Source organism: Streptomyces sp. NPDC003247 (assembly GCF_042888135.1).
GTDB lineage: Bacteria > Actinomycetota > Actinomycetes > Streptomycetales > Streptomycetaceae > Streptomyces.
The window spans coordinates 654,299-676,772 of record NZ_JBIAPF010000004.1 but is presented as its reverse complement, the minus strand read 5'-3'; the positions used below and the strand labels follow the sequence as shown (position 1 = coordinate 676,772).

Here is a 22,474-nt window from a genome sequence, read left to right as displayed (position 1 = left end):
ATCGAGGAACCTGACCCATGAACTCTTCCGGTACCGGACCGGCGAACGACACCCTGGTCGCCTCGGTCCCCAGGGACGTCTCACGGGCACGGCTGTCGGTCTGCCTGGTGTTCGTGATCATGGGAACGACCATGGGGAGCTGGTCGTCCCGCATCCCCGAGGTACGGCGCTCGGTGGGACTGGACGACGCCGCCTGGGGGCTGGCCAACACCGCCTCGACCGCCGGGGACGTGGTCTCCCTCGGGGTGGTGGCCGTCCTGATCGGGCGGGTGAGCGTACGCCGCCTGAGTGTGGTCGGCGCCGCCCTGGTGCTGGTCAACGCCCCGCTGATGGCCTCGGCCACCACGACGGTCGCCCTCATGGCGGGGCTGGCCACCTGGGGGTTCGCCGCGAACCTCCTGTCCACCCCGATGAACGCGCAGGCGGTCGAGGTCGAGCGCCGTTACGGGCGGCCCCTGCTGTCGACCTTCCACGCCTGCTTCTCCTTCGGCGTGCTGGGCGGCGGGGTGCTGGGCACGGCCGCCGCGTCGGCGGACGTGACGCCCGGTGCCCAGCTCGCCGTCAGCAGCGGGGTGCTCGGCGCGCTGCTGCTGGTGTGCGGCCGCTGGTTGCCCGACGAGGCGGAACTGCCTCGCCGCGAGGGCCGGCTGAGGGATCGGATGCGGCACCGGTTCACCCCCCAGCTGCTTCTGCTGGGCTCGATCGGCTTTCTGATGTCCTTCGTCGAGGGCAGCACCAATCAGTGGAGTGCCCTGTACGCCGCCGACTTCCTGCATGCGGGAGGGGCCCTGGCCGCGGCGACGTACACCGGCTTCGCCGTGGCCACCGCCTTGGCGCGGATGGTGGGCGACCGCGCGGTCGACCGGCTGGGCCACCGCAGGTTCCTCCAGCTGTCGTCGCTGACGGCCGCGCTGGGCGCGGTGATCGTCGTCGCCTGGGCGCAGCCGGTGGCGGCGCTGGCCGGCTTCGTCGTCCTGGGCCTGGGCGTGGCGTGCGTGCTGCCCAGCGTCTTCGGGCTGGCCGGCAAGCAGCCGGGGCTGACGGCCGGCGAGGGCGTCTCCGTCGTCGTCATGGGGCAGTGGCCGGGCTTCCTGCTGGCCGCCCCGGCGATCGGCGCACTCGCCGACCTGACGGACCTGCGGATCGCCCTGGGCACGCTGGTGCTGTCGACGCTGTGCGTGGCGCTGCTGTCGAGGCGGGCCGCGGCCGGTGAGGACGGCGCGCGGGCGGAGGGGGACGACTGACGTCCCCGCCGGGCCCACGCCCCGCCCCAGGGCGCTTCTGACGGATCTCCGCGGCGTCGCGACGCCCGGCACGCCCCCTCACCGCACGCCGAGGGCACGCACCGAACGCCGCTCCTTCTCCCACGGAGATCCGTCAGAAGCGCCCTGGGCGCCGATACCCGGGACCCACGGCCGAGATCCCTGCCGGATCACGGATCACGGCAGGGACCTCGGCGGCGGTCAGCGCTCCGGCACGGCCTCCACCGCGTCCATGGGCGGGCGGACCGGCCGCCAGGGGCGGCCCGCCGGCCTGTCGGGGACCGCGAGGCCCCGGCGGAGGGCGGCCTCCCACGCCTGGTCCGCGCGGCGCACCTCCGCGCGCAGCTGCGCCACGCGCGACCGGAGCCGCTCGTCACTCCACCCGCCCGCCTCCACCACGTCGAGATAACCCGGCCGGTCACTCGCGTAGAACTGGAGGGTCGCCTGGTTGCCGGGCTCGGACACGATCCGTCGGACGTTCTCGGGCACGACCACGCCGTTGCTGAGCCGCTCGGGCGGCCGGTGGACGAAGTGCAGCCGCTCCGGCCCGACGGCCGGGTTGCAGCGCAGCGCCGGAAGTTCGGTACGGCCGAGGAGGACGTCGGGGTGGAAGTGCGTGCAGAACATGGTCACCCGGCCCGAGCAGAGCAGGGAGTACCGCAGCGACATCAGTTCCCACAGCCGCATCGGGAAGTCCGAGTCGAGCCCGAGTGCCTTCCACCGTGCGGCGGACAGCCTGTTGAGTACGTCCATCTCGACGCCGCCCGGGGTGGTCCAGAAGGTGGTCATCGGGTGCTCGGGGTGCTCGCGGTTGTGGCGTTCGACCCAGGCCAGGGCCACGTAGTGGCACTCCAGCGACTGGTCCACAGGATCCTGGTAGCCCCAGAAGACCGCGCCGTCGTGCGGTGAACCGACGTCGACGCTCCCGGCCTTGCGCCACAGGTGGGCGCCCGGGGACAGGCCCTCGGCCGCGGCCGCCCGGCGGACCTGCCTCTCCACCTCGGGCGAGCCCCCGGGTGCCACGCTGAAGCGGTCCCTGCCCAGTTCGCGGGCGCGGGCGAGCAGTGCGTCGTCCGGCGCGTACGGGATGAGAGCGGTCATCGCACGATCCTTTCGGCGGCCGGCACGGTTGCCTCCGCGTTCCCCTCGGCCATCCGGGTCAGCAGTCGGCGGTCGGTCTTGCCGCTGGCGTTCACCGGGAAGCCGGCGACCCGGGAGAAGCGGCGGGGGACCATGTACCGGGGCAACTGGCCGGCGACCCACTGGACCAGGTCCGGTACCCGGGCGGACTCCTCGGCCGTCTCGGCGACGTAGAAGGCCTGTAGCCCGGCCGGGCCGGCGGTGGTCGGCAGCACCACCGCCTCGCGCACCAGCGGATGCCGCCTGAGCACCGCCTCGACCTCGCTGGGCTCGACACGGTGGCCCGCGATCTTCACCTGGTCGTCCAGCCGCCCCACATGCACCAGTTCGCCGTTCTCGCGGCGCACCCGGTCCCCGGTGCGGTAGTAGCACCGCGGATCGGCCTGATCGCCCGCGGCGGCGCTGCCCTGTTCCGGGTGGCGGACGAAGGCGTGCCGGCCGTGCTCGGGGCGGGCGTAGCCGTCGAAGCGCTGCGGCCCCCGCACGCACAGCTCGCCCTCGGCCGCCTCCGTTCCGTCACCGTCCAGGACGACCGCCTCCAGGAGGGGGTGCGGGCGGCCGATCGGGACGGTGCCGTTGGAGGTGTCCGGCCAGGCGTGGCGGTCGGAGGGCAGCCGGTAGCCGGTGCAGGTGATGGTCAGTTCCGTCGGTCCGTAGAGGTTGTCGACGGCACTGTTCGGTGCCGCCGCCGACCAGGCGGCCGCCTGGTCCAGGGTGAGCTGTTCGCCGGCGAAGACGCTGTGCCGCAGGCCGGGCATGCCGCCCGCGGGCAGCGCCCGCAGCCTGCGGGCCAGCGATATCACCGACGGGACGGAGAACCAGTGCGTCAGGCGGCGCGAGGTGACGAACTCCACGGGCCGCAGTACCTCGTCCGTCTCGGGTACCACCAGCGTCGCTCCCGTCGTCCAGGCGACGAACAGGTCGAAGACCGAGGGGTCAAAGGTCAGTTCGAAGGTCTGTGAGAGCCGGGCGCCCGGTCCCACCTCGTGGTGCTCGGCGCGGTCGGCGAGGTAGGCGCGGAGGTTGCGGTGGCGGATGGGCACGCCCTTGGGCTCGCCGGTGGAGCCGGAGGTGAAGAGCGTGTAGGCGATGTCGTGCGGTGTCGCGGGGCAGGGCTCCGTCCAGGAGTCGGCGGGCAGGGTGGACGGCCAGTCGCCGCGGTCCGTGGCCACCAGCGGGAGAAGCTCGGCTTCGCAGGCGGCGGCCACCTGCGGTGCCCGCGGCGCGCCGGTCTCGTCGCACACCACTGTCCGCACCCCGGCGGCCCGTGCCACGGCCGTGTTCCGCGCCGGGGGGAAGGCGGGATTGAGCGGTACGACGGTCGCGCCCAGCCGGAGCGCCGCGAGGTAGCCCGCGTATCCGGCCAGACCGCGCGTGGCGAGCAGCCCGACGCAGGCCGGCGGCCGGCCGTCGCCGCGGCGCACCAGTGCGGCGGCCAGCCGGCCGGCCAGGGCGTCCAGTTCCTCGTAGCTCACGGCCCGGTTCGCGGCCTCCACGGCCGTCTCACCCGGGTGGCGCAGGACGGTGTCGTGGAACCACGTGTACAAGGTGCCGTTCTCGGTGAGGGTCCGGGTCACGAGGGGTCTCCCTTCGGGTTGGCCGGTGGATGCGCGGTGACCGGCCCGGTCCGCGTCAGGCCCGGGCGGCCGTGAAGGCGTCCCGCAGCGCGCTCCGCGGTGCGCGGGTCAGGGCCGCCACGATCTCCTGGTACTCCGCAGCCAGGTCCCCGACCGCGGCGGGGTCGTGGAGGTCCCGGTTGTAGATCAGCACCCCACCGCGGCGGGCGTCGTCGACGACGACGATCGGGACGCCGCGCCGCGCCCACACCGGCAGCCGGTCTCCCGCCTCGGCCAGGTCGGCCACCGGGGGCCCGTCGAGGGCTTCCTCGCCGCCCGGCGACACCTGCCGGACGCGCAGTCCGGGCGCCTGGACATCGGGCGCGGCGGGCGCGGCCGACTGGAACCAGTAGTCGAACACCTCGATGAACGACCAGGGCCGCATCCGGTCGAAGTCCGGGCACACCGCACGGGCCAGACGGTTGAAGGACGGCACATGGGCGACGGCCTCGGTCATCGTCGCGTGCAGCGACCGCACCACGTCCAGGAAGGAGTCGGCGGGGCCGACGCGCAGCGCCGGATAGACGTTGTTGGTGAACTGGCCGATGACCCGTCGGGTCGGCGGGGTCGTACGGCCCAGCGTCGTGGTCCCCGCGACCAGCCGGTCCCGGCCCAGCCGGCGGCACAGCAGCACGTGATAGGCGGCCAGCAGCACCAGGAACGACGTGCTGCGAGCCCGCCACGCCACGTCCCGTACCGCGGCGGCGACCTCGTCGCCGAAGGCGAACGGATGGGCCACCTCGGCCGTCAGGTCCCGGCCGCGGGGCGTGGCCAGGGGCGGAAACACCGGCTCGGTGGGCAGGGGCAGCAGCTGCCGCCGCCAGTACGCGTCGCGAGCGGGGTCCTCGGCCAGGAGCGCGCGCTGCCAGGCGATGACGTCCCCGAACGTCACGTCGAGGTCCCCCGGCGGGGAGCCGTGGCCGAGCCGTGCCCCGTAGGCCTGCATCAGGTCCTCCACGAACACCTGGCAGGACCAGCCGTCGGAGATGATGTGGAAGAACGAGGACATCAGCAGGTGGTCACCGGGCCCGACGCGTACCAGGCGCACCCGCCACAACGGCCCCGCCAGCAGGTCGAAGGCGGGGAAGCGCTCGCCGTGCACCAGCGCGTCGATCCGCCGCTGCCGCTCGGCGGCCGGCAGCGCGGACAGGTCCAGGTAGGTGAAGGGGACGTCCGGCTCCGCCCGGGTGCGCAGCAGCGGCTCGTCCCCCAGGCGGTCGAAGACCATGCGCAGCGCGTGGTGGCGCCGCTTGACGTCGCGCAGCGCCTGCTCGAAGGCCGGCAGGACCACGGTGCCCTCGATACGGCGGAAGTCCACGACCGGCAGCCGCGCCGCCCCGGGATCGTCCGGGGCCAGCGCCCGCATGAACTCCCACAGCGTCTCCTGGGCCGGGGCCAGGGGCAGGCGGTCGCCGGAGGCGTCCGGCGGCGTGCGGCGCGTTTCTCCCGTCATCGGGTCAGCTCCTGTCGTCGGTGCGGCGGTAGGCGCTGTCGTCCGGCATCTCGAATCCGGCGAACAGCAGGTCCGGGCGGCGGTGTTCGACCGCGCCGACCACGGCCCCCAGGTCGAAGAAGCACTCCAGCAGCGCGCAGGCCACCGAGTCGGCCAGGGCGCCCGCGGACCGTTCGCCGTGCAGCAGGGGTATGGTCCGGGCGCCCAGCAGGACACCCGCGACCGCCGGTACGGCCAGCGCCCGGCGCCCTCGGGTGCCGCGCGGACCGCCGAGCGAGGCGAGGCCGGTCAGGGCGAGGACGCTGACGGGGTTCAGCCGGAACCGTCGTCGCTGCCGGTGCACGAGGCACAGCCACTGCTCCGAGCGCCCGTAGTTCATCAGCCGTCGGCACACCGCCCGTACGGAGTCGGTGCTGGTGGCGTCGTGCGTGACGACGGCCTCCGGGTCGCAGGCGGTGATGTGGCCGCGCCCGGTCAGCCGGAGCCCGAAGTCGATGTCCTCGCCGCCCAGTGGGTGGGGGGAGTCCTCCGGGAAACCGCCGACCGCCTCGAACGCGTTCCGCCTGACCGCCAGGTTGGAGGTGCCCGCGCAGGTCATCCGCTCGTGGTGCAGCGGGTCCTCGTGATGGCCGTTGAGCAGCCAGGACCGGTTCATGATCCGTGAGATGGCGGTCTGCCCCTCCTGAGCCAGCAGTGCCGGTCCGGCGACAGCGGCCACCTCGGACGGGGCTCCGCGCAGTGCCTGGACGTGCCGGCTCAGCAGTTCGGGAGCGGCACGGCAGTCGGAGTCGACGAAGCAGAGCAGGTCGTGCCGGGCCAGACGGGCGCCGAGATTGCGCTTGGCGCCGACATGGGCCGGACCGCCGACGTAGCGCGCGCCGTGCCGGCGGCAGCTCTCCTGGTGCTCCGCTGCCTCGGGCGAGTCGCTGTCGTCCACGACGACGACCTCGGCCGGTTCGGGGCACCGCGCGGCGGACTTCTCCAGGCTCTCCAGGAGCCTGCGGGTCAGTTCCACCCGGCCCTTGACCGGTACCACGACGGTGATGCCGGGCCGGACGCGGTCGGAAACCGCCTGGACCGGCATATCAGTTCACCTTCATCTCGACGCCGTGCCGAAGGCGGTCGGCGTGGCGTCCTGAGTCGGCCATGACCTTGGCGACCGCTTCGGCGATGTCGTCCATGTCCGTTCCGGGACCGAGGAAGGCGCTGTGGTGCAGCACCACGGCGTGCCGGGCCAGGTACTCCGCACCCGGATAGCTGCGGTCCCGGTGGAGGGCGACGAAGCGCTCCGCCAGCGGGGCGATGGTCGGCTTCGTCCACGGCCGCAGCAGGGCACTGCGCGACAGGGGTGTGCGCGGTGTGTAGACATGGGTGCGCAGCTCCGCGCCGAGCGCGCGTGCCGCCCAGGTGTTGTCCCGGCCCTCGGGCAGCGGGTCGAGGACGATCGGCACCTCGTACAGGGACAGCCGGTCCTGCTCCGGCCGGCGGCGGAGCAGGCGCACGCCGGGGATCCCGGACAGCAGCTCGGCCAGGCGCGTGTAGTTGGCGGTACGCACGGCGTTCTGCCGCTCCAGGGCGTCGAGCTGGGCGCACAGCAGCGCGGCGGAGAACTCGCTCATGCAGAAGTTGGAGCCCATCGTGGAGGGGTCCTCCACCAGTTCCAGCGCCCCGGGCCGCCGGTCGGTGCCGTAGCGGCGGGAGTCGGCGCGCAGTTCCTGGAGCACGGGCGCCAGGTCGTCGTCGTCGGTCACCACGGCCCCGCCCTCCCCGGAGGTGAGGACCTTGCCGTGCTGCATGCTGAAGCACCCCAGGCGTCCCAGGGTGCCCGCCGAGCGTCCCTGCCACCGCGCGCCGTGCGCCTGGGCCGCGTCCTCGATGACGCTCATGCCGCGGGCCGCGGCGACCCGCGACAGGGCCGGGACATCGGCCATCGAGCAGGCCCAGTGGACGGCGATCACCGCCTGGGCGCCCACGTTCAGGTCGAGCGTGTCCGGGGTGATGCAGCCGGTCCACGGGTCGACGTCGACCAGCACGGGGACGAGCCCGGCTCGCAGTACGGCAGTGGCGCTCGCCGTCCAGGTCAGTGCCGGCACGAGCACCAGAGCACCGCTGCGCAGTCCGAGGGACTCCAGGGCGATCACCAGGGCGCTGGAGCCGTGGTCGGTGGGGACGCAGTGCCGCGCCCCGGTGTACTGGGCGAACCGTGCCGCGAACCGGCGTTCTGCCAACTCGCCCCGACCGGGGCTGCTGATGGCCCACCGGCCGCTGGCCAGCACGGAGAGCAGTGCCGCGTCCGCGCCGTCCGCCGGCTGGGGCCACACCGGCCAGCCGGCGTCCGGTCGGCGCACCGGCAGCCCGCCGTCGATGGCGAGGCGGGGAGTTCGAAGCTGCACCGGGGCCATGGGCCCCTCCTTCCGTCGGACGTGCTCACAAGACGTGCGCGGTCGCTGGGCCGGGGCCGGCCGTCACCGCGCAGGCCCAACCGGTACGGTCGCTGGCTGCGATACACGCCGGGTACGCACTCCATACATCTGCGCCCGGCCGGTGACCGACGGCCGCCGAACGGGTTTGTCCGCACACGGCGCAGGCCAGGCGAGGAGGCATGGAGACGACACAACGGGTGCTGGTCACCAACGACGACGGGATCTTCGCCATCGGTCTGCGACGGCTGGCGCGTGCGATGGCGGACTGCGGCCACGACGTGGTCGTCGCCGCTCCGGCCACCGAGATGAGCGGCAGCAGCGCCGGTCTGGGCGCGGTGCTCCACGAGGGCCGGGTCGCCGTCGAGCGGTGCGAACTGGAGGGCCTCGCCGGCATCCCCGCCCACGGCGTGGCCGCCACCCCGGCGTGTGTGGTCGTCCTGGCCGCCGCGGGTGCCTTCGGCCCGCCCCCGGACATCGTGCTCTCCGGTGTCAACTTAGGCACCAACGCGGGCCACGCGATCCTGCACTCGGGCACCGTCGGGGCCGCGGTGACGGCCGCGGACAACGGGCTGCGGGCCATCGCGGTGTCGCTGGACGCCCTGTCCGCGGTGGAGGCCACGGCCGGCCGCGACACCCAGGAGACGGACGCGGCCTGGGAGGAGAGCCGGCACTGGGAGACGGCGACCGGCTTCGTGCGGCGGCTGATGACCGTACTGCCCGCACTGCCGGCACGGACCGTCCTCAACCTCAATGTCCCCGACAAGCCGGCCGAGGAGGTACGGGAGCTGACACGTGCCTCGCTGGCGCCGTTCGGCACGACCCAGATGGTCGCCACCGACGAGGAGGGGGGATTCGTACGGCTGACCGCCGAGGAGAACGGGGCTCAGCCGGCGCCCGGGACCGACCTGGCCCTGCTGGGGGCGGGGCACGCCACGGTCACCCCGGTCCGGCCGGTCGGCGAGATGGCGGGAATCGAGCTGCCGCTGTGAGCCGGGAGGGCCTGCGGGAGGCCGGCCCGGGCAGGCTCCGGCCCGGGCGGGTCGTCGTGCACCGCAATGTCCGCCGAGGCAGCATCGGCTGGATCCGCCCCGCGCGTGTCGTCGCCCACGACGAACGGGGCCTGCTGCTGTGGATCGCTCCGGGCACGACGGTCGCCTACGAGGTGGCCGCCGACGGGCGCGGGATGCGCTCCATGCCGTTCGAGGAATGGTCCACCTGCTCGCACCGTCTGGCGGAGGGCACCTGGACCGGGGGAGGGACGCTGATGCTCCTGCCGGAGGGCGCCGCTCACTCGGTGTGGTGGCAGTACGGCGAGGACGGCCGCTTCATCGAGTGGTACGTCAACCTGGAGGAGCCGGCGGTGTGTTGGAAGCAGGACGGTCTCGCCGGTCTGGACATCGTGGACCAGGATCTCGACCTGGTGGTTCGCCCGGACCGCACCTGGGAGTGGAAGGACGAGGAGGAGCTGGTCGAGCGGCTGGCGCACCCCGGGCACTACTGGGTGACCGACGAGGCGGCGGTCCGTGCCGAGGGGGAGCGTGTGCTCTCGCTGGTGCAGGAGGGGCGCTTCCCCTTCGACGGGAGCTGGTGCGACTTCCGGCCCGACCCCGCCTGGCCGGTACCGACCGGGCTGCCGCCGGGCTGCCGACGGCCGCCCGTATGACGGTGGCGGGCCCGGCGGACGTGTCGCGTCCGCCGGGCCCGTGCGTCCACCGTGCCCTCAGGCAGCGGTCAGTGTCTGGTCGCTCAGCTGCTCCTCCACCACCCGGACCGCCGCGTCGGTGAACGCGTCGAGCGCCGGGTTCGCCGCGACGCCGCGCCTCCTCGCCAGCTGGGTGTAGGTCTCGAACGGTGGGGTCCAATCGATCCGGCACAGCTCGCCGGCGGCGAGTTCCTCCGCGACGGCGATCCGTGGCATCAGCGCCATGCCGACGCCGTTGGCGACGCCCCGTTTGGCGGCGTCGACCGAGTTGAGGGTGAACACGCGCGGCTGCCCGGCGCCGAGGGCGTCCAGGACGTGCTGGAAGCGCAGGTGGTAGCCGGCGCTGCTGTCCGAGCAGACGAGGGTGGCACCGAGCAGGTCCGTGTGGCTCACGCCCTTGCGGCCGGACAGTGGGTGACCGGGGCCGGCGACGAGGACCAGCGGTTCGGGGCACAGGACCTTCGTCTCCAGGTCCGCGTGGCCCTCCTGGACGCAGTCCACGAAGAAGGCGCAGTCGAGCCGCCCGCCGCGGACAGAGGAGATCGCGTCCCCTTCCGCCGGTGACCGCATGGAGATCTCCACCGACGGATAGCGCAGGTACACGTACTCGATCAGGGGCAGGAGCCGGTGGTTGGTCAGGCTCTCGATGGTGCCGGCCTCCACCCGTCCGCGCAGCCGGCCCGGTGAGCTGAGTGCCAGGTGGGCGTGGGCGTTGAGGGAGACGATCTGGCGGGCGTAGGGGACCAGTTCGCCGCCGGCCGGAGTCGGAGCGGCACCTTGGGGGAGCCGCTCCAGCAGGGTGACTCCCAGGGCCTGCTCCAGGGCCTTGATGCGATTGGTGACGGTTGGCTGGGACAGGCGCAGTCTCGCCGCTGCCCGGGTGAAGCTGCCTGCGTCGACGACGGTGATGAACGCCTCCAGCTGCGGAGTCTCCATGAGTTCGCCCTTCCGCCGCCACGGTGGCAACGCGCGGCACCGAACACGGGGCGCCCGGATCGGCGCCCTCTCCCGGCCACCAGCCTCACCCGGGCGGATACATCCCCCGTACGCCGGCCATACACGGGCCCGGGGGGGCGCCTCCTAGGCCAGAGCCCGCCTGCGGGACAAGGAGCGCAGGTGCTCGCTCAGCCCGCGGACCGTCAGCGGCCGGAGTTCCAGCGTGTCGGGGCCCAGCTCCGCGTTCAGCGCTTCCTCGACGCCGAGCAGCAGTGAGACGGCCTTGAGGGAGTCCAGGCCGTACTCCACCAGGCCCACGTCCGCGTCGACGTCCTCGGTCCCGAGCCCGTTGCCGAGCACCTGGGCCAGTACGGTCCTCACCGTGCGCTCGACGTCGTCCACCGCCGTTCGCCTCCTTCCAGCCGGTTGGTCCCCGCCGTGACCGTGGCCAGGGCCGACACCACCGCTTCCTGGTCGACAGCCACCAGCGGATACCCGTGCGAGCCGGTCAGGGCGGAGCCGAGGGACTCCAGCAGCACCATCGCCGCCTCGTCCGGGCCGCAGGGCACGTATCCCCGCTTGTTGTCGGTGCTCAGTTTCGCGCGCAGTTCCGCGGGGTCGACGAAGGCGAGCCGCCGGCCGGGGTCCGGCAGTCCGAGCCAGTCGACGATCCGGTAATGGCGTTCGAGGTCCTCGTGGGAGAGCACGCCCAGGTTCCGGCTCACCTCGGCCGCGACCAGCATGCCCCAGGCCACGGCCTCGCCGTGCTTCATCGCACCGTTCGACATGAACTCCAGCGCGTGTCCCGTGGTGTGGCCGTACTCGAAGACCAGGGCCTCCTTGCGTTCGCGCGGGTCCCTGCCGAGGAACGGGATCTTCGAGTCCAGCCCGATGCCGAACAGCTGCTGCAACGCGGTGGTCCGGTCCTTCGGCAGCACCTGTAACGCGTCGTGCAGGGTTTCTTCCATGTGGGGCGTGATCGCGAGGACGTTCTTGGCCATCTCGGCGAGACCGGTGAGCAGTTCCGAGTGCGGGACCGTCGCCAGCCAGCGCAGGTCACAGGCGATCAGCGAGGGGGTGTAGTAGGTGCCGCAGAGGTTCTTGCCGCCGCGCAGGTTGACCGCCTGCTTGACGGAGACCACCGAGTCGAAGGCGGCCACCGGCGTGGTGGGCAGGTGCACCAGGCGGGTGCCGCGGAACAGAAGCGCCGCGGTGAGACCGGCGACGTTCCCGACCAGCCCCCCGCCCATGCCGACCACGAGGGAACTGCGGTTGACCCGGCGTGCGACGGCGTGCTCGGCGATGTCCTGCACGAGGGCCATCGTCTTGTTCGGCTCCGTCGCCTCGATCTCGTACGTTTCCGTCCTCAAATGGCTCGACAACCGCCTGATGACGGGCAGGGCGTGAGGTGTGACCCTGCGGTCCACCACGAAGAGCACGGACTCCGCCGCCCCCGCCGTCCGGGCCAGCGCGTCGGCCAGGTCCTGGGCGCAGTCGGTGCCGTACAGGTAGGGAATGTCGTGACCGTCCAGTGGTACGCGTCGTTCGAGCAAGATCTACACCTCTTCGGGTTCGGCCGGCCCGCGGTCGGTGCCGGGCGGTCGGCTCGTTCGTCGGGTGGCGGGCAACTCGCCGACCACCTCGGTCGTCGACGGGCGGGTGACGCGGCGGCACGGGCCGCGCGGACCAGGGCGTTTCTGATGGATCTCCGCGGCGTCGCGACGCCCGGCACGTACTCTCGCCGCACGGTGCGGAGGGCACGCACCGAACGCCGCTCCTTCTTCCACGGAGATCCATCAGAAGCGCCCTAACCGGACACCGTCTGCCTGCTGTCTCCGCGGGAGCGGCCGTGAAGGTAGAGCTGCCCGCCCTCCCCGAGGCAGGCCAGGTCGCCGGTGCGCAGCACGGTCTGACCGGAGCGGCGGTTCACCGGGTCCGGGACGAGGGCCTCGCTGGTCGCCCCGGGATCGCCCCAGTAGGCCGTGCACAGCATCGGGCTGCGCAGGTACAGCTCCCCGACCACACCGCAGTCGTCGATGGGCTGTTCGTTCTCGTCCACGACCATCATCTCGACCCCGGGGCGCACGGTTCCCACCGGCAGCCTCCGCACGTCCTCGGGCAGCAGCCGGGGGACGTCAATCAGGCCGCAGACCGGTGACTCGGCGTGGCCGTAGCAGTGGATGACGCGGGCCCGGGTGACCATCGTCCGCAGTCGGTGCAGCTCGGGCAGGGGGAACTCCTGGTCACGCAGCAGTACGGTGCGCAGCCGGTCGAGACGGGCCGGCCGCCGTACCTGGCACAGCACCCGCTGCCAGACCGACGCCGGCCCGCTGGCGACGGTGGCACCGCTGGTCTCCAGGTGGCGCAGGAGGCTGCCGGGCCAGTGCAGGAGGGCGGGCGGTACCGGCACGATCGCCGCGCCGCCGCCCAGCGCCAGGCAGATGTCAGTGAAGCAGTCGGCGGACCCGAACCGCGCGGTGGTGAAGACCCGGTCGCCGCCGGCCACGAGGTCGCACGCCGTCAGGCTGTCCTGGAGCGCGGCGAGACTGCGGTGGCTCATCACCACCCCCGCGGCGCGGCCCAGAGCTCCGGAGGTGAAGACGACGGAGGCCGGGTCGGTCTCCAGGCTGCTGCGCCGGCCGGTCCATCCCGGCGGCCGGCGGGGCGGCCGCTCGACGATGACGCCGGCGGGGCCGAACCGTCCCGTGCCGGCCGGCGGCGCGATGGTCCGCAGCGCCACACCACCGGCCCGCAGGTACAGGTCGGGCTGCACGGCGTCGACCATCCCCGCGAACCGGTGCGGGGCGGTGCCCGGGGTCACCGGGACGCAGAGCAGCCCCAGTTCGGAGCAGGCCAGGAACAGGGCGACGGCCGGTGCCGAGGTCTCCGACTCCACCATCACCCGGTCACCGGGGCCGAGTTCGGCCGCGGTGAGCGCCGCCGCGGTGTCGTCGACCCGCTGCTGCAACTGCCCGTAGGTGACCAGGCGTACGGCCCCCTCCCCGGCGTACTCGACGACGGCCGGGGCGTCGGGCGAGGTGCGCCCGGTGGCAGCCAGGCAGTCGTACATGCGCGCCGCCTTCGCAGGGATCCGGACCGTGCCGGACGGCTTCGCGTTCACCGGGAGCCCCGCGCGGCGAGGGGTGCCGTCGTGGCCATGGGCTGCTGTGGCCGGTCCAGGTCCGACACGGCCTGGATGACGTCGTCGAAGGCCCGGACCACCAGCTCCGGCCTGGGCCGGCCCCGGGCCGCCGACAGGGCGGCGAAGCGCAGGGTCTGCGGGAGCTTCGACCAGTGCTCGACGGCCGGATCCGCGGCGGGCTCGGGCAGCAGACCCTGGTCGGCCAGTACGGTGATGCGGTGGCACTGGTGCCGGGCCGCGGCCCACAGGTCGTCGGCGTGGTCCACCAGGGTCGGCAGGTCCGCCGCCACCCGGCCGGCCAGGAAGTCCAGCACCGCCCGCGGCTCTTGCAACCAGTGACCGGGCAGGGGTTGGGGCGCGGTGTGCGGTTGCCGCACGAGCCAGCGGTACTCGTCGGCGGGCGGTACCGGCACCGGTTCACCCAGCGCGAGGCCGTCCCTGACGGCTGCGGGACCGCGGTCGCCGACCGGTGTCAGCACGGCCCGCAGTTCGCCGTCGGTCAACTCGCCCGCGTAGGGGCGGTGTTCGCCCTCGGGAAGCAGTGCCGCGAAATGGTCCGTCACGGCCCAGCGGCCGTCCGGCCGCGTCTTCAGCAGAATCCAGTGCGGCACGCCCGCCGCGCCGCATTGCGAAGACCAGGGCATGTGGCGGGTGTTTCCGCTCGCCAGCACTCCGCCGGCGGCGGATGCCTCCCGCCGTAACCCCTCGCGGGCCATGGCCCAGTCGGCGGCGCTCCGGTAACCGAGTTCCCAGCCGGCCCCGGTGCGGTCGATCCGGCGGTGGTGGCTGAACGCGAGGCCGCCGCCGGGCACATCGGTGCGCACGGCCAGTCGGACGGCATGCGCGAGGCGGTGCGCGGCGCCGGGTTCGTCCCTGTCGAGATAGGCGACGAGATTGGTGGTGTAGCAGCTGAGTTCGGATATTCGGCCGCCTTCGGGCAGGGGCATTCCGGACTCCTTCCGGTTGCGATCGAGGCGCCGGGAGCGGCACGGATCCCGGTGCCTTTCCATCGTATTTCCGCGCCGAATGCCTGAGTCAAGGGAAGGTGCACCGGACCCCATAGCGATGCTTTATAGGGGAATAGAGCGGGCCGTGCGCATCGGAATTGATGAATGTTAGCTTCGGTGCCGGAAGCTCGGATCGCCGAGAACTCCGCAGGAAATGACCGACCGGGAGGGCGGTGGCTCCATGCCTCAGGACACGAAGACCGGCTCACCGGCCGATGTCGTCGGCGTCCTCGACACCTCGGCCATGGACTGCGTGCAGGCGAACATGGCCCTCGTGGCCGACCATCTGCTCGGCCCGGGCAGCCACGCCGGACTCGGCGCCCCCGTGCGGTTCATGCCCCGCGACCGCCCCGGGGACCTGCCCACCGTCGAGCCGACCGTCACCGAACACGCCCGGGTCCTGCGCGACCTCGTGGGCGTGGACATCGCCGAGCCGACGGACGGCCTGCGCGCCGCGACGGCCCTGGAAGCGCTGCACCGCGGCTCACGCCTGCTGTTCGTGGTCGCTGACGCGTACAGCCTGCCCTGGTGCCCCTACTTCGTCCGGCAGCACATGTCGCACACGTTCGTGCTGACCCCCCATGAACGGCTCCAGGACAGGGTGCGCGTGTGGGACGCCTATGACAACGAGACGCCCTTCGGCCGCGCACGCCCCGGAGGATGGACGATGACCCCGAACGAGGTCTCGCGCATCCTCGACGGCGCCCGGCCCGTGCGGGCCGGCACCGTCACGGTCCTGCCCGGCCACGTCACTCCCGACCCGGGGGATGTGCTTCGGCGCAACGCGGAGGCGCTGACCGGGACCGGGACGAGGGCCGTCGAGGAGTACGTCTCCGCCTACCGTGACCACCCCGACCGCCGTCGGGCTGCGGAGGCCCTGCTGCTGGAGACCTGGCTGCTGGCCCGGTCCAGGCGTCTGCACCACACCTGGCTGACCACCCTCCCGGCCGGTACGGCCGGGGCGGCCGGCGTACGGGCCCAGGCCGAACAGGCCGACGCCTGGCAGGAGTTCGCCGGCCGCTGCTACCTCGCGGCACGCCGGGTGCGCCGGGGCCGCCCCGAACCCGCGCGACTGCACGAGCGGTTCGCGCAGCTCCTGACCCGCGACGCGGAACTGGCCCGGCGACTGGCGGCTTGACGCGGCCCGCGGACCGAAGCCGCGCACTTCGCACCAGAGCCGATCACGAAGGACTTCCATGACATCGGAGAACGTGTTCCGCACGGTGACCCGGTACGCGGCCGGCGTGTTGGGAGAGACACCGGAACAGATCGCCGCACAGCCACGGCTGGATCAGTACCCGGCCTTCAGTTCCTTTGTGATGGCCGACCTCGTCGAGCAACTGGAGGAACGGTACGGCATCGTCTGCGACCCCGAGGAGCTGACCCCGGCCAACCTGCGCGACGCCCACCGGCTCAGCGCCCTCGTCGAAGGCGCGCTCGTCACCAGCGGAAGGCGGTGACGTGAGACGTGGCACCTCACCTGCTGCACGACCTCCTCGACGACCGCATTCGGCGCCCCACGGCGCCTGCGGTCACCCGCGGCGACCGGACCCTGCGCTACGGCGAACTGCGCGACACCAGTCTCCGGCTGGCGGGTGTCCTCGACTCCTGCGGACTGCGGCGCGGGGACCGTCTGTTCGTGACCGACTGCGCCCACCCGTACCTGCCGGCCCTGCTGTTCGCCGCCTCACGCCTGGGCGTGGTGTTCACCGTCGTGCACGAGGAGGTCACCGGACCGGTCCTGCGCCACATCCTCGCCGACTGCGCACCGCGCCTGGTGGTCACCGGTGTCGAGGGGACCGGCCGGGCCGCCCGCGAGGCGCGCATCCGGCACCTCACCCTCGATGAGCTGGACGACCTTCCCGCCGGACCGGGCCCGGCGACCTCGCGACTCCCGCTGGCGGTCGACCCGGTGTGCCTCGTCTACACCTCCGGCACCACCGCGCTGCCCAAGGCCGTGGTCTCCACGCACGCCCAGGTGGTCTTCGCCGCCACCGCCATCGGCCGACGGCTCGGCTACACCGCGGACGACGTCGTGCACTGCTTCCTTCCCCTCTCCTTCGACTACGGCCTCTACCAGGTGTTCCTGTGTGCCGCGGCAGGCGCCCACCTTCATCTGGCAACCCGCGCCGAGGCCGGTCCCGCTCTGCTGAGCACCCTCGTACGCACCGGCACCACCGTGCTGCCGGCCGTGCCGCCGGTCGCCGCGGCGCTGCTCACCCTGTTGCGCCGCAGGCCCGGCCCCAGGCCGCCGTTGCGCCTGCTGACCAACACCGGTGCGGCCATGCCGGACGCGACGCTGGCCGGGCTGCGCGCACAACTGCCGGACATGCGCGTGCAGTTGATGTACGGACTCACCGAGTGCAAACGCGTGTCGATCATGGAGCCGGACGAGGACCTGACCAGGACCGGGACCGTCGGCCGCCCCCTGGACGGAACCGAGGTGTTCACCGTCGACGCCGACGGCAACCGGCAACCCCCGGGCTCCGTCGGCGAGATCACGGTGCGCGGCCCGCACGTCATGGCCGGCTACTGGCGGCGCCCCGAGCTGACCGCGGAGCGCTTCGTCCGCCGGGACGGCCTCTTCCCCGAACTGCGCACCGGCGACTACGGCTCCGTCGACGAGGACGGATACCTGCGCTTCACCGGACGGCGCGACGACATCTACAAGCAGGACGGCTTCCGGGTCAGCGCCGTCGAGGTCGAAGCGGCGGCCCGGCGCGTGCCCGGTGTCACGGCCGCCGCGGTGCTGGTACCCGACACCGACCACCCCGAAGCCGTTCTCGTCGTCTCCGGCGACGCCGCCCCGGACACGGTCCTGCCGCAGCTCAGGCAGTGGATCGAGAACTACAAGGTCCCGCCGCGGTGCGTGTCGGTCGACCGGCTCCCGGCCAGCGCCAACGGCAAGACCGACAAGAAGACGCTGACCCGCTGGATCACGGAGGAGAGCCGTGTCTGACACCGCCGCCGGCCCGGGGCCGACCCACGCCTACCACGGGCCGACCCCCGCCTACGTCTACGACCTGGCCACCGTACGGGCCGCACACGACCGGCTGCGTTCCTGCCTGCCCGCACCCAGCGAGCTCTACTACTCCGTCAAGGCCAATCCGCACCCCGAGGTGGTCGCCACCCTGCTGGGGCGGGGCTGCCGCGCCGAGGTCAGCTCCGCCGGTGAACTGCGCACGGCCCTGGCCGCCGGCGTTCGCCCTCAGGACGTTCTGTACACGGGCCCGGGCAAGAGCGACGAGGAGGTGGGCGCCGCACTCGCGGCGCACGTACGGCTGTTCTCGCTGGACTCCGCGCACGCCGTCCGGCAACTGGCCGCACAGGCGGCCCGGCACGGCACCACGGCCGGATACCTGCTGCGCGTCAACCCGGACCGGGCCGCCACCGCCACCGGTCTCACCATGACAGGCCTGCCCTCCCCGTTCGGTGCCGACCTGGACTCCATCCGGCACGAGCCGTCGGAGTTCACGCGCCATCCGCGGGCCGTCTGCCGGGGACTCCACCTGTACCTGGCGACGAACCTCGCCGACGAACAGGCGCTGACCGAGCAGTTCCTCATCGCGGTGGAGACCGCCGTGCGGGTCCGGGAGATCCTGGGCATCCGGCTGGAGACGCTCGATCTGGGAGGCGGCTTCGCCGCTCCCTACGCGCGCGAGGGGGAGTTGCCCGACTACCCCTCGCTCGCCGGACGACTGGCCGCCGCACTCGACGGGGCCTTCCCCGGGTGGCGGGAGGGCCGCCCCGGCGTCGCCTTCGAGGCGGGCCGCTATCTCACCGCCACGTGCGGCCGCCTCTACGGCCGGGTGCTCGACGTGAAGCACTCCCACGGCCGCCGTGTCATGGTCCTGGACACCGGCATCCACCACCTCGGCGGCATGGCCGGCCTCAAACGGGTGCCGCCCATCCGCCCGCAGGTGGTGACCGACCCGGACACCGCGCCTGCCGTCGCGGCGGACGAGGCGACCATGGTCTGCGGTCCGCTGTGCACACCCCTGGACACCTGGGCCGGCGGGGCCCACGTGGCGGCCGGCGAACCCGGCGACCTCGTCCATGTCCCCAACGTGGGGGCGTACGGCCTGTCCGCCAGTCTCGCCCTGTTCCTCGGCCACCCCTTGCCCCTGGAAGTCGTCACCGACGGTCGGCGGCACCTGGGCACCACCCGTCTCACCCTGCACCGCACCGCGATCACGGTGCCGGAGACGACCACATCCCTGAAGGGAACCGACGATGGAGACCACGTTCACCGAATTGCTCCGGCCGCACCTGCGTTTCCTGCCCGATGACGAACCGGTGACCGAGGAGACGCCCCTGCCGACGATGGGCCTGACGTCCATGCAGGCCATCGAGTTGATGTTCGACATCGAGGACGCGTACGGCATCACCCTGGACGACGAGTACCTCAACGACGCCACCTTCGCGACCGCCCGGAGCCTGTGGCAGGCGGTCGAAGCCACCCGCGGCCGGTCGGAGGCGGCATGACCTCGGCCACCGCCCCCACCCGCAGGTCGGACCACCCGGGAGCGGAGGCCGGCCTGAAGGCCCTCACCGAGACCGTCCGGCGGCACGCGGCCGACTGCGACGAACACGCGACGTTCCCCCGCGAGGCCCTGGCAGGCATGCGCAGCTCCGGCCTGCTCGGTCTGCTCGTGCCCACCAGCCACGGCGGAATGGGCGGCAGCCTGTCCGACATGCTCGACATCAGTGCCCTCCTGGCCCGGGACTGTCTGTCCACGGCCATGATCTTCACCATGCACTGCCAGCAGGTCGCCGCCGTACGCGACCACGCCGCCCCGGCGCTGCGCGACCGCCTCCTGCCCCGGATCGCCGCGGGGGAGGTGTACCTGGCCTCGGTGACGACCGGCGCCACGACCGGCGGCCACCTCCTCACCTCGGACCCCGCGCTGCACAGGGCCGGTGACCACCTCGTCCTGGACCGGGCCGCCCCGGTGGTGACCGGCGGGCGGTACGCCAACGCCTTCCTCATCACCACCCAGGCACCCGACGCGAAGTCACCACACGAGGTCTCCCTCGTCTACGCCGAACGCGGCCGACTGGAGGCGGAGGTCACCGGCGAGTGGAACTCCCTCGGCATGCGCGCCACGGACAGCGTGCCGATGCGGCTGCGCGGCTCGGTGCCGACGGACCACGTCATCGGCGGGCACGGCAACTTCCGCCACGTCACCGTCACCACCTTCGCGCCCCTCGCCCACCTCGGCTGGGCCGCGTGCTGGCTGGGCACCGCGACCGGCGCCCTGTCCCGCACGGTCGGCTGGTTGCGCAGCCCGGCGGAGCGCAAGCGCCGGGACCTGAGCGGTGAACTGCTCCTCACGCGGCTGTCGAAGGCCAGGCAGCGGCTGGAGACCGTGCACGCCCTCCTGCGGCACGCGACGCAGGTGTACACCGACGGCGTGCGCGAGGTGAGCACCCCCTCCGTGCAGTCGCTGCTGAACACGGTCAAGATCACGGCGTCCGAGCAGTGCCTGGCCGCCGTCGACGACCTGGTCGAACTCGCCGGACTGGCCCAGGGATACCTGCGGGGCACACCGCTCGCCCTGGAGCGGGCCCTGCGCGACCTGCGCTCCGCCTCCCTGAACTACAGCAACGACCGGCTGCACACGGCCAACGGCGCGCTGACTCTCCAGGACCGGACGGTGCGCTTTGCCTAGCACGCACCGCATTCGTCCGCCCGTCCCACCGGTCGACGCGGAGCCCGAGCCCGGGACCGCCGCGCAGGTGTGGCGGAACCTCGGGCGCGACGGGACGATCGCGAGCCTCTTCCACGGACCGGACGTCGACGAGCGCTACGGCCTGGCTCCCCTCCGGCTCGCCGCGCTCCTCACCGACCTGGACGCACGGTACGACCTGGGCACCACCCTCGGTGTCTGCGTACAACTCGCCGCGGCGCTGCCCCTGCTGCGCGACCTACCGGGGCAGCAGGCCCTCGCCGTACGGCGCAGAGCCGAGCGCGGCGAGACGACGGTCGCCCTGGCGGCCACGGACGACGGCGTGCCGGGGTCCGACCTGACCGCGATGACCACACGCATCGACCACGACCCCGACACCGGGCAATGGACGCTCCACGGCGGCAAACGGTGGATCACCAACGCCACGACCGCCGAGTACGCGCTGGTCCTCGCCCGCCACCGCCCCGGCACGCACTTCACCGACTTCTCCCTGCTCCTGCTGCCCCTGGACACTCCCGGCGTACGGGTCGAGGCCGAACCCACCGACTGCTTCACCGGCTCCGGCGTGGGCTCGCTGCGTTTCGAGTCCGTCCGCCTGAGCCCGGACGGCTTGCCGGGACGGCCCGGCAGGGGGCTTGCCGCCTTCACCCGCCGTATCGGCACCGACCGGCTCGCCAGCGGCCTGTGGGCGAACGCCCTGTCGCGCAGGGTGCTGGCCCAGACGCGCACCCGGCTGGGCGACCGGAGCTATCTGGGGCGGACGCAGGTCCAGGACCCCGCCGTGCGTCAGGAGTTCGCCGCCGCGGTGATCAGACAGCAGGCACTACAGGCGCTGTGCGCCCGCGCCTGCGCGCCCGGCACGGCGGGCACCCCTCCCGTGGCCGCGCTGACCGCAACGCTGAAGGCGGCCGGCGCGGCCACCGTCGACCACGTGGTGCGAACCTGCGCCCGCCTGCGGGGAGCCGACGCCTTCCGCACGAAGGGTCTGCACCGCCTGGCCGCCGAGGCGGCGATGTTCGGCGTCGCCGGCGGAACCACCAGGGTGTTGCGGGACACCGTGGCCGACCACGCCGACGCCCTGCTGGACGACGTCCCGTGGTGACCCTGACCGAACCGGCGTCCGGCCGACGGCTCGCCTGGGCAGAGATCGACGAACTGTGCGCGCCGGCCGGCTGGGGCCGACACGGACCTTCCCCGCACCCGGCCCACGGGCACGAGCGCGAGCATCGTGCCGGTCGTCTGCTCGTACGGCGCCTGCTGCACGAGGCCGGGCTTCCCGCCGACGCCGCTGTCGCCACCCGCCCCGAAGGCCGCCCCTACTTGCCGGCCCACCCCGGGCTGTGGCTCAGCGTCAGCCACAGCGGCACCATGGTCGCCGCCGCGCTCGCCGACCACCCCGTCGGCATGGACCTCCAGGAGCCGCTGCCGCCCAGTTCCGCCCTGATCAGACGGTGCTGCGCCCCCGACGACGCCGCGCGCCTGCGCGCACTGCCCGAGCGGGAGCGCGCCATCCAGTTCGCCTACGTCTGGACCGCCCAGGAAGCCTGCGTCAAGGCTACCGGCCGCGGTTTCGCGGACGCGCCCTGGAACATCCCCGTACCGCTCGGCGCCCGGGCCGGTCGCTGGCGGAGCTGGGCCTGGCACCATCTCACCCACCCCGCCTGCCCCTACCCCCTGTGCCTGGCCGGGCCCGCTTCGGAGGCCCCCTCGGACTCCTCCGACGAGCGGACATACAGGCAGAACGGGTGACCCACCGGGTCCAGCATGACCCGTACGTCGTCCTGCGGCTGCACGTCGGCCGGCTGCGCGCCCATGTCCCGGGCGTGCGCGACGGCGCTGTCCAGGTCCTCCACCCCGATGTCCAGATGCAGCATCATCTGCTGCGCGCCGGGCTCGGCCGGCCAGGTGGGGCGCACGAAGCGGGGCTCGGTCTGGAACGACAAGCCCGTTCCCCCCTCCGGCGGCGCGATCATCACCCAGTCGGGTTCCGATTCGCGCACCGCCCAGCCGAACAGACGACGGTAGAACGCCGCCAACTCGTGCGGATCGGGGCAGTCGAGGACGGCCGCGGACAGGGTGTAGCGGGGGCGCTTCTCCATTCCC

At 73.1% G+C, this 22,474-nt stretch carries 22 protein-coding genes; 11 read left to right on the top strand and 11 right to left on the bottom strand.

The genetic code is table 11. The features are described 5' to 3' along the window. Positions 1-17: 17 nt before the first annotated feature. On the top strand, positions 18-1,244 hold the full coding sequence (locus tag ACFYWQ_RS16625) for an MFS transporter (protein WP_389517027.1): 1,227 nt from the start codon (positions 18-20) through the stop codon (positions 1,242-1,244). A gap of 219 nt (positions 1,245-1,463) precedes the next feature. Here the strand turns inward: ACFYWQ_RS16625 and ACFYWQ_RS16620 are convergent, their stop codons facing one another. The 5 genes from ACFYWQ_RS16620 to ACFYWQ_RS16600 are packed head-to-tail and all read right to left on the bottom strand — an operon-like array spanning position 1,464 to position 7,873. Further along, a complete protein-coding gene (locus ACFYWQ_RS16620) occupies positions 1,464-2,363 on the bottom strand; it encodes a hypothetical protein (protein WP_389517025.1) in 900 nt (299 codons plus the stop codon). Then, on the bottom strand, positions 2,360-3,979 hold the full coding sequence (locus tag ACFYWQ_RS16615; RefSeq protein WP_389517023.1) for an amino acid adenylation domain-containing protein: 1,620 nt from the start codon (positions 3,977-3,979) through the stop codon (positions 2,360-2,362). Before ACFYWQ_RS16615 ends, ACFYWQ_RS16620 begins: the two co-directional genes overlap by 4 nt. A gap of 55 nt (positions 3,980-4,034) precedes the next feature. Further along, positions 4,035-5,471 (bottom strand): condensation domain-containing protein, encoded by a 1,437-nt coding sequence (locus ACFYWQ_RS16610; RefSeq protein WP_389517021.1) that lies wholly within the window; start codon positions 5,469-5,471, stop codon positions 4,035-4,037. Between the two features lie 4 nt (positions 5,472-5,475). Beyond that, positions 5,476-6,555, bottom strand: coding sequence for a glycosyltransferase family 2 protein (locus tag ACFYWQ_RS16605; protein ID WP_389517019.1), 1,080 nt, complete (start codon positions 6,553-6,555; stop codon positions 5,476-5,478). A gap of 1 nt (position 6,556) precedes the next feature. Next, positions 6,557-7,873, bottom strand: a complete 1,317-nt coding sequence (locus tag ACFYWQ_RS16600) for a DegT/DnrJ/EryC1/StrS family aminotransferase (RefSeq protein WP_389517017.1) — start codon at positions 7,871-7,873, stop codon at positions 6,557-6,559. 200 nt (positions 7,874-8,073) lie between these two features. Between ACFYWQ_RS16600 and surE the strand changes: the two genes are divergently transcribed. Continuing rightward, complete coding sequence (gene surE, locus ACFYWQ_RS16595; protein ID WP_389517015.1) at positions 8,074-8,883, top strand: 5'/3'-nucleotidase SurE; 810 nt, start codon at positions 8,074-8,076, stop codon at positions 8,881-8,883. Next, entirely contained in the window at positions 8,880-9,557 is a 678-nt protein-coding gene (locus ACFYWQ_RS16590) for a DUF402 domain-containing protein (RefSeq protein ID WP_389517013.1), read from the top strand. Before surE ends, ACFYWQ_RS16590 begins: the two co-directional genes overlap by 4 nt. A gap of 57 nt (positions 9,558-9,614) precedes the next feature. On the opposite strand, the gene ACFYWQ_RS16585 is transcribed toward ACFYWQ_RS16590, so the two are convergent. The 5 genes from ACFYWQ_RS16585 to ACFYWQ_RS16565 form a co-directional block, all read right to left on the bottom strand. Next, the gene (locus tag ACFYWQ_RS16585; RefSeq protein ID WP_389517011.1) at positions 9,615-10,532 is read right to left on the bottom strand and encodes a LysR family transcriptional regulator; all 918 of its coding nucleotides are present in this window, start codon (positions 10,530-10,532) and stop codon (positions 9,615-9,617) included. A gap of 144 nt (positions 10,533-10,676) precedes the next feature. Continuing rightward, the gene (locus tag ACFYWQ_RS16580) at positions 10,677-10,934 is read right to left on the bottom strand and encodes an acyl carrier protein (RefSeq protein ID WP_389517009.1); all 258 of its coding nucleotides are present in this window, start codon (positions 10,932-10,934) and stop codon (positions 10,677-10,679) included. Then, the gene (locus ACFYWQ_RS16575; RefSeq protein WP_389517007.1) at positions 10,910-12,085 is read right to left on the bottom strand and encodes an iron-containing alcohol dehydrogenase; all 1,176 of its coding nucleotides are present in this window, start codon (positions 12,083-12,085) and stop codon (positions 10,910-10,912) included. The genes ACFYWQ_RS16580 and ACFYWQ_RS16575 overlap by 25 nt, the downstream gene beginning before the upstream one ends. 254 nt (positions 12,086-12,339) lie before the next feature. Beyond that, positions 12,340-13,602, bottom strand: coding sequence for an AMP-binding protein (locus ACFYWQ_RS16570; protein WP_389517005.1), 1,263 nt, complete (start codon positions 13,600-13,602; stop codon positions 12,340-12,342). A gap of 47 nt (positions 13,603-13,649) precedes the next feature. Next, positions 13,650-14,621 carry a hypothetical protein gene (locus tag ACFYWQ_RS16565; RefSeq protein ID WP_389517003.1) on the bottom strand — a complete coding sequence of 324 codons (972 nt, stop codon included), beginning with the start codon at positions 14,619-14,621 and terminating at the stop codon, positions 13,650-13,652. Between the two features lie 241 nt (positions 14,622-14,862). On the opposite strand from ACFYWQ_RS16565, the gene ACFYWQ_RS16560 reads away from it, so the two are divergent. The 8 genes from ACFYWQ_RS16560 to ACFYWQ_RS16525 are packed head-to-tail and all read left to right on the top strand — an operon-like array spanning position 14,863 to position 22,120. Then, positions 14,863-15,819, top strand: a complete 957-nt coding sequence (locus ACFYWQ_RS16560; RefSeq protein ID WP_389517001.1) for a hypothetical protein — start codon at positions 14,863-14,865, stop codon at positions 15,817-15,819. A 58-nt stretch (positions 15,820-15,877) separates the two neighbouring features. Then, positions 15,878-16,141 (top strand): acyl carrier protein, encoded by a 264-nt coding sequence (locus tag ACFYWQ_RS16555; RefSeq protein WP_389516999.1) that lies wholly within the window; start codon positions 15,878-15,880, stop codon positions 16,139-16,141. A gap of 8 nt (positions 16,142-16,149) precedes the next feature. Beyond that, positions 16,150-17,640, top strand: a complete 1,491-nt coding sequence (locus tag ACFYWQ_RS16550) for a class I adenylate-forming enzyme family protein (RefSeq protein ID WP_389516997.1) — start codon at positions 16,150-16,152, stop codon at positions 17,638-17,640. Continuing rightward, positions 17,633-18,970 carry a type III PLP-dependent enzyme gene (locus tag ACFYWQ_RS16545; RefSeq protein ID WP_389516996.1) on the top strand — a complete coding sequence of 446 codons (1,338 nt, stop codon included), beginning with the start codon at positions 17,633-17,635 and terminating at the stop codon, positions 18,968-18,970. Before ACFYWQ_RS16550 ends, ACFYWQ_RS16545 begins: the two co-directional genes overlap by 8 nt. 7 nt (positions 18,971-18,977) lie before the next feature. After that, positions 18,978-19,166 (top strand): phosphopantetheine-binding protein, encoded by a 189-nt coding sequence (locus tag ACFYWQ_RS16540; protein ID WP_389516994.1) that lies wholly within the window; start codon positions 18,978-18,980, stop codon positions 19,164-19,166. Beyond that, positions 19,163-20,353: an acyl-CoA dehydrogenase family protein gene (locus ACFYWQ_RS16535; protein WP_389516992.1), complete on the top strand. Its 1,191-nt coding sequence runs from the start codon at positions 19,163-19,165 to the stop codon at positions 20,351-20,353. The genes ACFYWQ_RS16540 and ACFYWQ_RS16535 overlap by 4 nt, the downstream gene beginning before the upstream one ends. Then, entirely contained in the window at positions 20,346-21,473 is a 1,128-nt protein-coding gene (locus ACFYWQ_RS16530; protein WP_389516990.1) for an acyl-CoA dehydrogenase family protein, read from the top strand. The genes ACFYWQ_RS16535 and ACFYWQ_RS16530 overlap by 8 nt, the downstream gene beginning before the upstream one ends. Further along, entirely contained in the window at positions 21,467-22,120 is a 654-nt protein-coding gene (locus ACFYWQ_RS16525) for a 4'-phosphopantetheinyl transferase family protein (protein WP_389516988.1), read from the top strand. The genes ACFYWQ_RS16530 and ACFYWQ_RS16525 overlap by 7 nt, the downstream gene beginning before the upstream one ends. On the opposite strand, the gene ACFYWQ_RS16520 is transcribed toward ACFYWQ_RS16525, so the two are convergent. Next, positions 22,039-22,470, bottom strand: coding sequence for a VOC family protein (locus ACFYWQ_RS16520; RefSeq protein WP_389516986.1), 432 nt, complete (start codon positions 22,468-22,470; stop codon positions 22,039-22,041). The two genes, ACFYWQ_RS16525 and ACFYWQ_RS16520, sit on opposite strands and share 82 nt — an antisense overlap. Positions 22,471-22,474: the final 4 nt, after the last annotated feature.